This is a genomic window from Proteobacteria bacterium CG1_02_64_396 (genome assembly GCA_001872725.1).
Taxonomy (GTDB): Bacteria; Pseudomonadota; MNWR01; order CG1-02-64-396; family CG1-02-64-396; genus CG1-02-64-396.
This window is the reverse complement of record MNWR01000047.1, coordinates 1-11,391: the sequence shown is the minus strand read 5'-3', so window position 1 is coordinate 11,391 and position 11,391 is coordinate 1. Positions and strand designations below refer to the sequence as shown.

Genomic DNA, 11,391 nt, shown 5'->3' with positions numbered 1-11,391 from the left:
AGGACGACGTCCTACGGTTCATCGACAATCCGCTGGTTCCCTTCACCAACAACCAGGGTGAAAACGACATCCGTATGGTCAAGCTGCACCAGAAAATCTCAGGATGCTTCCGCTCCAAAGAGGGCGCCGATATCTTCTGCCGCATCCGCAGCTACCTGTCGACCTGCCGCAAACACGGCATCGGTCCCACCCCAGCCCTGACCCTCCTCTTCGAAGGTAACCAACCCCTCTTTATGAAAGAAAACCCGTAGGGAAAAACCGGGGGGATGGGAGGGGCTGAATAGTTACCAAATGCAAAAAGAGCCGGAGCAACGCCACCCCATGGCGTCGCCCTACCCCGGCAACTTCAGAAGCTGGTTTCAGCCTGGGTGGATCCCTGGCGATACCTCTTTTGTTCTGCTGATTCTGACCCTCTACGGCATGGCCATCGAACCGGCGGGCATTCCGGCTGGGGTTGTGATGCTCATGGGCATGCTGGCCATGTTTTTTTGGAACGACCGCCACGAAAGCCCTCCCACGCCGCCGAACGTCTTTCAAGACATCCCTGCCGACCCGATCTGGATTGCCCCCGATCCGAACCGCCGTTTGCTGCACGCCATGGGGCATGGGTTGGCCTATTCCGGGATTTACCTTTTCGGCTTGTGGACCATCGGGAGCTACGGCTGGAAGGGATTCATCCTCTGCCTCTGGTATTGGGGGCTACTGCGCATGTTTGGCGGCGACCAACATCGCCACCTGCTGGGGATTTCCGGGGATACCGTGTTGCTGTACCAGGACGAAAAAACCACCCGGGCCCCCATCGAACAGGTGCGCAGCGATGGTCGAACCCTGGTCGTCGGCACCGCGATGACCCCGCTTTCCCTCTACCCCGCAGACGCAGTAGACCATCACCTCCGCCCCCTGCTCGACCGAGCCCGGACCGTCACCACAAGGCACATCGGCGAACTGTGGTGGCAACGGTATTTCGTTGAGATGTTTGTCATGCTCGCCATCGTCCCGTTGATGGCCCTGGTGTTCTGGCTTTGGGTCGCCAGCGAACAGGGGGCGTTCGAGGGGTTGCTGACGTACTTGCCTTGGCTGTAACTGCCACCGAAAGGGATCGAGCATGACGCGTCAACGGACAGTCCATCCCCACCACCTCCCACCTTATCTGTCGCTGCTCATCCTCGCCCTGGCACTGGCCCTGTTCGGGTTGCGCTACTGGGTCACGGTGGAGGCCATCGCCCTGGACGCGCCGACCCATGTCACGGTCACCCCTTCGGGAAATCTGGCGGTGGTGGTGGGGCACACGTTGTTTGTGGGGGACGAAGCCGGGGTGCGGGCGACCTACGACCTGAGCGACTTCGGCGCCCCCTTCGTGCTGGGGGATGTCGCCTTCTACCCCAACGGCGACTTGTTGATTCAGCAGGGGATCGCCCCCCGCTCATTCCATGATGTTTTGCGCACCTTCGACCGCTCCACCGGGCCGATGGATGGGGAGATGGGGCCGTTGGTCCGCTGCGTTCTGGATACCCACATCTGTCGCCCCGTCGCCCCCAACCTGCGTCGCCCCGTGGCACTGGCCATCGACCCCGAAACCGAGGCGCTCTACATCGCCGACCCTGGCGGAGGGGCGCTGACCAAGAGGGATCGCGATGGGATGCGGATCACCGAGCGGGACGAGTGGAGTTACGTCCAGCAGGTTGTCTGGGACGACGGGCGACTGCTGATCCTCCCCTACTTCGATGCGGCGATTCTGAGCGTCGATCCCGGCTTCGATTTCTTTGGGCGAACCCTTGAAAAAACACCGCTCTTGGGGCTCGACCATGAACGGTTGTACCCCCACGCCCTGGCCCGAGTCGGATCAACGTGGTGGGTCATCAACGAACGGGACGATCCATTGGGGGGCGGTTTGATCCGGGTGGACGACAGCGGCAAGGCGATTGCCGATGTCCCCCTGCCCGAGGGGAGCATGGCGCTCGATCTGACGGCATGGCGGGATCGGGTGATTGTGGCCGACATCGGTTTGCGCCGGGTGCTCCGTTTCAGCCTCGACGGATATCCCCTGGACGATCTGGCATGGCCTGAACTGACCGCCCGCCTGGCCCCGCAACAGGCCCGGCAGGGGCAGTACAAAACCGTGGCCGACGTCGCCCTGTGGGGGTTGATGCTGATGTTCGGCGGTTTGGGGGTGGCGGCATGGCGGCAACAGCGGAAAAAGGGGGATGGGGCGACGGCGGAGATCGCGAAACCGGAAGCGCCGAGCCCACGGCAAACCGTCGTCGCGGCATGGCATCTCGGAGCCCAAATCTTCTTTGGGTTGAGCCTCTTCTTGGGGCTGCTGGCAGCCATATCGTGGGGGTTCAAGGGAACGGTGGGGGCCTGGGGATTCCTGGCGGGGATCGCAGTCCTGGTGTACCTCGCCGTCCTGCTGCTGCCTCGTCATGCCCACTTCTTGGATTGGCGGGTCGAACAGCACCTGAAGGCGCAGGCCCAAGCCCGCCTTCCTGCACCCCTCGCCGATCCAGCCGTCCAATGGATCGCCCCCTCCAACCGCTTAGTCATAATCCTAGGGGTGGTGATAGCGCTGACCAACCTCTTGCCTTGGTTGCCATTTTGGTTCAAGGAGATGGGCCATCCTTTGAGTCACGAAGCCACCTGGACTTGGATGGTGTTATCGATCCCCTTTCTGGTCGCATCCATTGGATTGGAGAATCTACGTTTCCATCAACTCGGCATGTACGACGACCGGATGTGGTTAAACCAAAACGGCAGCATCGTCTCCGCTCCCATCGAACAGGCGATCAGCAACCGGACCTTCCTGGTGGTGCAGGGCTCGACGACCCCGCTTTCGCTCTATCCCCGCAGAGACATCGAACGATTGGTGTTGCCCTTGCTCCACCGGGCAAAACCGGAATCGACCCGCGACATCGGCAAACGGTGGTTGCGAAAACACCCTGCCTTGGTGTGGGGATTCTGGCTGTGGCTCGTCGTTCTTGGGCTGGTCGTGACTTTTGTTTAGGGCCAATTCACTGTTGGGCTACTGGCTTTGCCACCCCCAAGCGCACCCCGCTGTCGATCTACCCCGACATCGAGATCGCCCGCCATATGCTGCCGCTGCTGCCCAGCGCCGTTCAGGTCCCCACCTCGTTCATGCGGGGGCTGTGGTGGCGCGACAACAGGGTGGCCATCATGGTGTTGCTCGCCCTGGGCGTGGGTGGGTTGCTGCTGTTCGCCGTTTATTGAGCCGGTCCCGGCTCGACCCAAATCAAAGCCTCGGTCGCAAACCCCAAGTCCTTGGCTTTCTTCAGAAGGGCATCGCGGGTCGCTGCGTCGATCTCGGGTTGTCGGGCCAGAATCCACAGGTAATCCCGGTCGTTGCCCGCCACCAGCGCCACTTGGTAATCGGGATCGAGATCGAGGATGTGGTAGCCACCGTAGAAGGGGCCGAAGAACGAGACCTTCAGGCTGGCGGTGGCGGGGTCGCCTAGAAAGTAGGCTTTCCCCTCGGCTTGCCGCCACTGCCCCTTTTCTGGATCGAACCCCCGATTGAGCACCCGCACCCCGCCGTCGTCGCGCAGCGAATAGGTGGCGGTCACCCCGGTCAGCCCCCGTTCGAAGGAGTGGTCGAGCCGGGCAATCTCGTGCCAGGTGCCGAGGTAGCGCTCCAGGTTGAAATCGGAAACGGGGGTTACGCCGGAGGGGATCGAGGCGCAGGAGGTCAGCAGCAGGGTCAGCAGGGCGAACAGCGGGCGCATGGGGGCTCTCCTTCGGCTTGGGGGGATCGATACCCAAGGCTGAGCGCCGCCGCCACCGCTCGTTCCCTCACATCAACTTCAGCCGCACCCGCAACTGCCCATCCTCGACGACCACCTCCTCCAGGGTCGCCTTGAGCAGTTTTTCTTTGAGGGAGTCCTCTTTCAGGGTGTAGATGGGGTGTTTGGTCAACCAGTCGGTGAGTAGCGCCCCAGCCACCACCTTGACCGTCTTTTCGTACAGGGGGCTTAAACCGGGGGAGTGGAATTCGGCGAGCCGGGGTTGATCGAGGTAAAAGGCCCCCTGTTCGGCATCGAAGCGCAGCTTACCCGCCACGGCGGCGGTGAAACTGCCCAACGGCATCCCCGACACCAGCGCCGTCCCCACCGCCCCGACCGCGATCTCTTGGGTTTGCCCATCCAGCGTCACGCTGGGCTGCGCCAAACTGACTCCTACCCCCTTGTAATCGCGCACCAAGGGCATGGCCTGGCCCACCTTGTCGCGGATTTCGTCGGCGCTGAAGGTGAGGTCAAAGCTCAGAGCCTGGGCCTGAAAAGGGAGCAGCAGCAGGAACAACACAGGGAGGAAGCGGCGCATGGTGGGCCTCGGGGTTTGAGGGGAGGGTGAACCGGAGCATCCAAGCAGGGAGGTTGCCTCCCCCTGCCCGATTGAACAAGGGCGTGGCCACCGGGGGGGTACTTTGGGAGGAGGCTATGAGGTTCGAATGGAGGTTGGGGTGGCGGGGTTGCCTCTTCAGGTCGCGGTCGGGGACCGCCCTACAAAAACCCCGACCGCCAACCAAAGCCTGTGGGAGGTGACCTCTGTCGCCGAAGCGAAGCCGCGGGGGGCGCAGGAAGGCACGGTTTGGGCAGTCGTCCAATCTTGCGGTGGAATGGGGTCGAGGTGGCGGGTTGCCTCCTCAGATCGCCTCCTTCGACAAGCTCAGGATGAGCCCAAAGGGCGGCGATCCTACAAAATCGCCCCTCTCATCTCGTTCCCCGCCTCCTCCAACAAATCGAGCTTGGCCTGTCGATCCAGCTTTTTAATCGACGCCTCCCGGCGCAGAGCCGAGCCTCGGTTGTGCCCCGACTCCAAATACACCACCGCCTCGGGGCTTCGCCCCCGGAAGAACTTGGCCCCCTTGCCCGTGCGGTGCTCCTCAAGGCGGCGCTGGATGTCGGTGGTGATGCCGGTGTAGAGGGCACCGTCGCTGGCGCGAATGATGTAAACCTGCCACCTCATGCCGCCCCCCCAGGTTTTGAAAACAGCACCACGTCGCGCCCAACAAACTCGGGCACCACCCCCCAACGCATCCCCAACCAGGCAAAGGTCGCCTGCGAAAAAAAACAGACGTGGGTGACATCCTGGATGTAGCGCCAGCTTTTGAACCGCGCCCGATCCAACACCGGCTGGGTCATCAGCCCCAGGCAGCCACCGGGGCGCAGCAACGACCACAGCCGCTCCAGCTCAGCACCGGGATGGTGCAGATGCTCAATCACCTCGGTGGCGGTGATGAAATCATAGGTGCTGCTTAAGGGGGCAAGACCGGGGAAGTAAAAAGCATCGAAGCGAGCCATCGTATGCCCCCCCTCTTCGAACATGGCCACCAACGCCGGGGCGGGGCCGCAACCGAAGTCGAGCCCGAGGCTGCCGGGGGGCAGGCGCTGCTGCATGGGGGTGAACACCCGGCTCAGAAAACGGCGGTAGGCGGGGTCGTCCAGTCGGTTGTCGTGCAGGTCGTACTCGGCCCGCTCCCGCTCGGGGCTCGGACGCTGTTCGGGGGGGACGAAGACCAACAGACAGGTGGCGCAGCGCAGGTAGTCGCGGTTGGGGTCGCGGTGGAAGGGGGTAGCCCCAACACCGCCGCACAACGGGCAAATCACCGCAGTTCTTCAGGCTTGGGGACGATGACCCGCCGCTCGAACCGCCAGTGGGTCTGGTAGAAAGACTCGATGGAGGGTTTGACGATCTGGGCGAAGAAGGAGGCATCGATGGCCAGCCACGGTTCGATCAGATCCTCGTCGACCCCCGCTTCCTGAAGCGATTGCCGCAAAATCTGCTGGCGCAGCTCGAATTGCTCGGGGGTGATGTAGAGGGCGCGGTGGGCCATGCGGGGCTGTTTGCCGTAGTAGGCGACATCCAGCGCCCCGAACTTGATCGCCATAAACTGGCTTTGCCGCTGCTCGATGGCGCGCTGGTCGTGCCCCTCGAAAAACTTGCCCAGCCAGGGGTGGAGGTAGAGGTGGTCGTAGAAGATCTTGTGGACCCGCTCCAAGGTCGCCATACCGCCGAGACGGTCATACAGGGTCGGTTCGCCGCTCACTCGTCGATCTCACCCTGGGTCAGCGCCTGGGCGTACCACATGCGATAGGGACCATCGACCCAGGGAACGATGGGGGGGCGGCCCGCTTGGTCGTACATCTCTAAAAAGCGGCCCATCGGCCAGGCCTGGGCAAACCAGAGGTGACCAAACCAAAAGGTCAGCCCCTCCTTGGCCTGTTCTAAAGGCTCGTGGCGCTGGGTCAGCCGGTAGAGCGACACCGCAAGCCCGGTGCGGTCGGCCCCCGACACGCAGTGGACCAAGATTGGACGCGGGGCATGGTCGAGAACGCCCAGCAACTTGAGCATCTCGTCGGGCCGGGGGAAGTGGGTGGCACTGAGCAACACGTCCACATGCTCGGCCCCCGCCGCCTGGCTGGCCGCCAGCTCTTCGGGGTACCACGCCTGGTTGGGGTTGGGGCCGCGCAGGTTGAGTACCGTCTTGATGCCGTATTCGGCAATGGTCTCTTGCAGCTGCTCGCCGTTCATTTGTGAGCTGCGATAGAACTCGCCCTGATGCACCACCCCGAAATTCTGAAACCCCAGCAGCCGCACCCCCCAAATGGCGCCAAGGATCAGCACCACCGCAAGCAGGGCCAGGATCAGACGTTTGAAGAAGGTTTTTACCGGGTGGCTTTGCTGGAAAGAAAATTTCATTGGAACCGTCTCAATGGAAAGAAAGGGGCGCGGTCGGAACAGCCTCGGGCGTCTCATCGCGGCGCACGTGAACCCCGACACCATGACCGGGGGGAAGACCCCGCGCCGGGATCCTCGTCACCGTTGCCCCTCCCCCGCCTGAGTGTTCACCCTGCGGATGCCCCCCTCTTCGATCGCGATCAGCCGCCGTTTGAACAGATCGCCAATCGCCATCTTGAAGCTCTTTTTGCTCACCCCGAGGGCGGCATGGATCGCCTCGGGATCGCTCTTGTCGCTCAGCGGCAGGTATCCCCCCGCGCTCGCCAACCGTTTGAGAACCTCTTGGGCCAGCTCCTCGACCTTGCCGTAGCCGGGGGGTTGCAGGGCGATGTCGAGTTTGCCGTCGTCCCGCGCCCGCTTGATGTACCCCTTGAGCGACTGGCCGTATTTCAGGGGGCGGTAGATGTCGCCATGGTGGATCACCCCCCAGTGCAGATGGTCGACGATCGCCTTCTGACCCAAGTCGCTTTTGCCCGCTACCAGCAACGCCACCTCGTCCCCCTTGCGGTAGTTGGGGGGGGTGTGGTCGAGAAAACGGTCGATCCGGGCGCTGGCCTTGATCCGGCCGTCGCGCTCGTCCAAATCGAGAAACACGAGCACCGAGCGCCCCTCTTCAACGGGGCGGGGCATCTCTTTGTTGGGCAGCAGCACATCCTTGGGCAATCCCCAATCGAGGAAGGCGCCGATGGGGGTCACCGAGACCACCTTGAGATGGGCGAACTGGCCGACTGTGGCGCGGGGGGTAGCGGTGGTCGCCGCCGGGCGCCCCTCGGAATCGTGGTAAAGAAACACCCGAACCTCGCCCGCTTCGGGCAGGGGGGGGGCGCCGGGAATGAGGCTCAGGGGGATGTCGCCCAGGGAGCCGCCGTCGAGCAACAGGGTGTCGCCTTGGCGGCTTCGGATCTTCAGGGTGGCGTATTGGCCGATCTGGGGCATGGGGCACTCGCAACAAAAAAAGGGGAACGAGGAGTCTACCCGAGACACCCCGTTCCCCCTATCGCTTGCCCCAATCGTTTAGGACAGCGCCGATTCAATCGGCGCTTCCTTAGAACCCAACCGCAGCCTCCTGCACCCAGCCGTGATTCCAAGCCACCGCCTGCACCTGGGCCAGCACCGGATACCGTGCCTGGAACAGGCTCATATCGGTATTGAAACGCTCGGAGAAGCTCACCTCAAAGGTGCCGTCGGCATAACCGGCCACCGTCTGGGGAATCAGGGGGAGCTTGCCGCCGGCGGGGATCTGGTCGGCGACCGTGCGGGCGACGTTGACCGCCTCGAACCGACCCAGGTAGATCACCTTGCCCTTGGGTACATCCAGGCGCTGGTGCAGGGGAATCTCGAAGTTGGCCATGATGTTGTAGCCGGTGCTGATGCCGGTCGCAGTGGCGATCTCGTAACGACCGGCGGGCAACCGCATGCTGACCCAGTACTCAAAACCGCCCGCCAAGTTGCCCTTGCGCTGATCGGCCAGATTGAAATCGAGCACCTGCCCCGAATCGCGGTCGACCACATGCAGCCCCAACACCCGGGGCTGATAGGCGGGCTTGAACTCGTTTGCGGTATCAAGCCGCAGCAGCACAACCGACTCGTCAGCCAACGGCACCGCAGACTGCTCGGAATCCAAAGCCATCGGCGCCGAAGCGCAACCGGACAACACCACGCCAGAAAAAAGGGCCGCCAACCACCGCAGCCGAAGTCCGCTTAACCTGGTGTCCATGATCGTATCCTCCCGTCAAAACTACCCCGAATCCCCTGGGGGATTCATCGTGGCCACCTGCGGCCTGCGACGGTTGTAGGAGACGATTTTTTCAATTCCCGAGAAAGGAACTCGGTCACCCGGACCCAACATTGCCCATGTTCAAAGATCACAACTCCGACGGGGTATGGCAGACCACTTCGATGCGATGGCCGTCGGGATCGAGCACGAAGGCCCCGTAGTAGTTGGATAAATGCTGGCTGCGCATCCCCGGCACCCCCTCCTCCCGCCCCCCGGAGGCCAGAGCCGCCAGGTAAAATTGGCGTACCTGCTCCCGGGTTTGGGCTCTAAAGGCCAGGTGGATCGAGCCGGGGGGATGGCCCTGCAAACCAAGCAGCAGCTCCCCCTTGCCGTCCCGCCCGAGCAGCACCCATCTGTCCCCCTCCAAGACCACCTCGACCCCGAGGGGGGCAAGCGCCTTGGTGTAGAAGTCGCGGCTGCGCTTGAGGTTGGCCACGGGGAAGCCGACGTGGTCGAGAATCATGGGGCGCTCCGAAGATGGGGGGTGATGGAACCAGGGGAGGGATTTACGCCGACAACCAGACCACGCAATCGCGCCCCTTGTGTTTGGCGCCATACATGGCGGCATCGGCCCGGCCAATCAAGGTGTCCCAACTGTCTTTGGCGGGGTCGTAGGTGGTGACCCCCATGCTGATCCGAATCGGGGTCGCATCGGCTGTCTGCACCTGCTGGGCGACCGCCTCTTTGAGCTTCTCGGCCACCTCCACCGCTTGTTCCCCCTGGGTGTTGGGCAACACGATCAAAAATTCCTCCCCCCCGTATCGGATCACCACGTCGTAGGGGCGCAGGTGCTGTTTGATGGTCTGCGCCACCCCCCTCAAAGCCCGATCCCCCGCTTGGTGTCCGAAGCGGTCGTTGAGCTCTTTGAAGTGGTCGATGTCGGCCATCAGCACCGCCAAGGGCTCGCCACTACGTCGAGCAAAGGCCAGATCCCGGGTCAACACCTCGTCCAGCACCAGCCGGTTGAACACCTGGGTCAGGGGATCGATGCGGGCCTGAGTCTCAAGCTCGATCCTCAACCGGGTCGAGGCGACCCAGACAAAGCCGAAGGCCGAGCCGATCATCGCAAGTTCGGTGCTCAGGAAGGTCAAAGCGTGGGGGGTGCCCATCGCCATCAGGTCGTCGGGTTGCGGGGTGGTCAGGGTGAGAACCAAACGAAACAGGGCAACCAGCCCCATCAACATGAAGGGGATCGCGGTGAAAAGGTAACCCCGCTCCAGCCCCTTTTCTTGGTGGCGCATCAGGGCACGCACCACCGCGAAGGCAAAGATCATCAGCAGAAGACTGGCCCAAACCACCCGGCCCGTGAGGCTGGGGGTGGCCATTGAAAACCAACCGACCACCCCGGCATGAACCGTCAGCACCACCCCCCAGAACCACCCCGGGGGGGTAGGTCGGTTGCGAAAGCGGATCACCGCCTCGTAATAGGCGATGAGGGCCACGACGATCAGCAAATTGCCGCCCAGAATAGAAAACGCATCGGGGATTTGGCCGCGCAGGCCGATCAGCAGGGTCGAGGCGGCGACACAAAAGTTGGCCACCCCAAACAGACGCAGCCCCCCGAACTCCTTGTGCTCTCGGGCGTAAAGGATGAAGCCGACCCCGAAGAGCAACCCAAACAGCACGTTGGTCAGCGCCAGGGTGCGTATGTCGAGCAGGGGATGCAGCATGTCGTTCTCGTTTTGAAGGCGGCGAAAACACAGGGGGGACGGCAACACCGTGCCTCAGCCATCGCCCGAAGTAAACATCACCCCCTGCCCCGCCCGCCTTCTCATGGCCGACGAGCTCTGTAGAACAAAAAAGCCCCCCGAATGCTTCGGGAGGCTCGTGGGGCAGACACAAGGGCATCTTCTAAGGAGGCGCCGATTCAAGGCAGGAGCCTTGAATCGGCGTTTCCCTAAAGCGGCATCGACTCCACCGGGAGGGAATTCAACGCGGGGAACACATGCTGAAAGAGCCGCATGTCCTCTTTAAAGAGGTTCAAGATTTCGACCTGAAAGGTTCCATCGCTGTAACCGGTCACCGCTTGGTCGATCAGGGGCAGCAAAGGTCCGGCGGGGGGCTGGTCGTCCCGGATTCGGGCGACGTTGCGGGCCTCGATCCGGCCCAAATAGAGTACTTTGCCCCCCGGCACCGTCACCCGACGATGCAACGGCACCTCGAAGTGGGCCTGAATGTGGTAGCCGAAACTCATGCCGGTCATGGAGCTGATTTCGTATCGGCCGGGGGGCAAACGCAGGCTGACCAGATATTCGTAACCGTCATGCAGCGAGATCAGCCTTGCCCTGGGTTTGAATGCCACCGACTCCTGTGTTGCCTCGTCCACGACATGAATCGCCAATACCGCCGGTGGGTACCCCGGCTTGAGTTCGTTGACGGTGTGCATGCGCAGCAAAACGATGGCGTCGTCCCCCACCTCGACCTGGGCTTGTTCGTCCTCCAGCGCCATCGACTGCGTGGAGGCGCAACCGGTCAGCAGCCACAGGGCCACCCAGCAGCCGAACCAATGCAGATAGGTGCAGATGCATCGATGTGTGTTCATCCCTGCCCCTCCTGGCGCAAACGCCGCAACGATGTCCAACGACACCACGCCACGCGAACGACCGCTCTCTAGGAGTCTGTCGGGCTTGAGCGTCCGTAGCGAGCCGAGTGGGGAATCGAGGCCAAATCTCCCCGGTTTTGAGGATCATAGTGGTGGCTATGTGACGAAAAACCGGGGGAATTTGGACCGATTACCCGCCGGCGCACGACTGCATGGATGCAGGAGGTAGAGCAATGCAGGAGCAATTGCCGAGTAGGACGCCGGCGCACGACTGCATGGATGCAGGAGGTAGAGCAATGCAGGAGCAATTGCCGAGTAGGAC

The 11,391-nt window shown here is 62.6% G+C and carries 13 protein-coding genes and 1 pseudogene; 3 read left to right on the top strand and 11 right to left on the bottom strand.

The genetic code is table 11. From position 1 onward, the window contains the following. From AUJ55_05605 to AUJ55_05595, 3 genes and pseudogenes are all read left to right on the top strand, one after another. Positions 1-251 (top strand): annotated as a pseudogene (locus AUJ55_05605) (transposase). Between the two features lie 40 nt (positions 252-291). Continuing rightward, the gene (locus AUJ55_05600) at positions 292-1,083 is read left to right on the top strand and encodes a hypothetical protein (protein ID OIO58105.1); all 792 of its coding nucleotides are present in this window, start codon (positions 292-294) and stop codon (positions 1,081-1,083) included. A gap of 22 nt (positions 1,084-1,105) precedes the next feature. After that, complete coding sequence (locus AUJ55_05595; GenBank protein OIO58104.1) at positions 1,106-3,001, top strand: hypothetical protein; 1,896 nt, start codon at positions 1,106-1,108, stop codon at positions 2,999-3,001. A gap of 217 nt (positions 3,002-3,218) precedes the next feature. Here AUJ55_05595 and AUJ55_05590 read toward each other — a convergent pair whose 3' ends face one another. The 11 genes from AUJ55_05590 to AUJ55_05540 all read right to left on the bottom strand — a co-directional run bounded on the left by AUJ55_05590 (position 3,219) and on the right by AUJ55_05540 (position 11,069). Beyond that, positions 3,219-3,737, bottom strand: coding sequence for a lipocalin (locus tag AUJ55_05590; protein OIO58103.1), 519 nt, complete (start codon positions 3,735-3,737; stop codon positions 3,219-3,221). A gap of 67 nt (positions 3,738-3,804) precedes the next feature. Further along, the gene (locus tag AUJ55_05585; protein ID OIO58102.1) at positions 3,805-4,332 is read right to left on the bottom strand and encodes a hypothetical protein; all 528 of its coding nucleotides are present in this window, start codon (positions 4,330-4,332) and stop codon (positions 3,805-3,807) included. Positions 4,333-4,704: 372 nt separating this feature from the next. Beyond that, entirely contained in the window at positions 4,705-4,977 is a 273-nt protein-coding gene (locus AUJ55_05580; protein ID OIO58101.1) for an endonuclease, read from the bottom strand. Continuing rightward, the gene (locus AUJ55_05575) at positions 4,974-5,618 is read right to left on the bottom strand and encodes a methyltransferase (protein OIO58100.1); all 645 of its coding nucleotides are present in this window, start codon (positions 5,616-5,618) and stop codon (positions 4,974-4,976) included. The genes AUJ55_05580 and AUJ55_05575 overlap by 4 nt, the downstream gene beginning before the upstream one ends. Continuing rightward, positions 5,615-6,058 carry a group 1 truncated hemoglobin gene (locus AUJ55_05570; protein ID OIO58099.1) on the bottom strand — a complete coding sequence of 148 codons (444 nt, stop codon included), beginning with the start codon at positions 6,056-6,058 and terminating at the stop codon, positions 5,615-5,617. The genes AUJ55_05575 and AUJ55_05570 overlap by 4 nt, the downstream gene beginning before the upstream one ends. Next, positions 6,055-6,711 (bottom strand): hypothetical protein, encoded by a 657-nt coding sequence (locus AUJ55_05565; protein OIO58098.1) that lies wholly within the window; start codon positions 6,709-6,711, stop codon positions 6,055-6,057. Before AUJ55_05565 ends, AUJ55_05570 begins: the two co-directional genes overlap by 4 nt. A gap of 117 nt (positions 6,712-6,828) precedes the next feature. Further along, a complete protein-coding gene (locus tag AUJ55_05560) occupies positions 6,829-7,686 on the bottom strand; it encodes a hypothetical protein (GenBank protein OIO58097.1) in 858 nt (285 codons plus the stop codon). A gap of 109 nt (positions 7,687-7,795) precedes the next feature. After that, the gene (locus tag AUJ55_05555; protein ID OIO58096.1) at positions 7,796-8,467 is read right to left on the bottom strand and encodes a hypothetical protein; all 672 of its coding nucleotides are present in this window, start codon (positions 8,465-8,467) and stop codon (positions 7,796-7,798) included. Between the two features lie 148 nt (positions 8,468-8,615). Beyond that, a complete protein-coding gene (locus AUJ55_05550; GenBank protein OIO58106.1) occupies positions 8,616-8,987 on the bottom strand; it encodes a glyoxalase in 372 nt (123 codons plus the stop codon). A 46-nt stretch (positions 8,988-9,033) separates the two neighbouring features. Beyond that, positions 9,034-10,197, bottom strand: coding sequence for a hypothetical protein (locus tag AUJ55_05545; GenBank protein ID OIO58095.1), 1,164 nt, complete (start codon positions 10,195-10,197; stop codon positions 9,034-9,036). 227 nt (positions 10,198-10,424) lie between these two features. Next, a complete protein-coding gene (locus tag AUJ55_05540) occupies positions 10,425-11,069 on the bottom strand; it encodes a hypothetical protein (protein ID OIO58094.1) in 645 nt (214 codons plus the stop codon). Positions 11,070-11,391 lie beyond the last annotated feature (322 nt).

Bases quoted from the DNA above. Each gene is read 5' to 3' on its own strand.
- AUJ55_05600 (OIO58105.1), top strand. From the start codon at position 292: ATGCAAAAAGAGCCGGAGCAACGCCACCCCATGGCGTCGCCCTACCCC.
- AUJ55_05595 (OIO58104.1), top strand. From the start codon at position 1,106: ATGACGCGTCAACGGACAGTCCATCCCCACCACCTCCCACCTTATCTG.
- AUJ55_05590 (OIO58103.1), bottom strand. From the start codon at position 3,737: ATGCGCCCGCTGTTCGCCCTGCTGACCCTGCTGCTGACCTCCTGCGCC.
- AUJ55_05585 (OIO58102.1), bottom strand. From the start codon at position 4,332: ATGCGCCGCTTCCTCCCTGTGTTGTTCCTGCTGCTGCTCCCTTTTCAG.
- AUJ55_05580 (OIO58101.1), bottom strand. From the start codon at position 4,977: ATGAGGTGGCAGGTTTACATCATTCGCGCCAGCGACGGTGCCCTCTAC.
- AUJ55_05565 (OIO58098.1), bottom strand. From the start codon at position 6,711: ATGAAATTTTCTTTCCAGCAAAGCCACCCGGTAAAAACCTTCTTCAAA.
- AUJ55_05560 (OIO58097.1), bottom strand. From the start codon at position 7,686: ATGCCCCAGATCGGCCAATACGCCACCCTGAAGATCCGAAGCCGCCAA.
- AUJ55_05555 (OIO58096.1), bottom strand. From the start codon at position 8,467: ATGGACACCAGGTTAAGCGGACTTCGGCTGCGGTGGTTGGCGGCCCTT.
- AUJ55_05545 (OIO58095.1), bottom strand. From the start codon at position 10,197: ATGCTGCATCCCCTGCTCGACATACGCACCCTGGCGCTGACCAACGTG.
- AUJ55_05540 (OIO58094.1), bottom strand. From the start codon at position 11,069: ATGAACACACATCGATGCATCTGCACCTATCTGCATTGGTTCGGCTGC.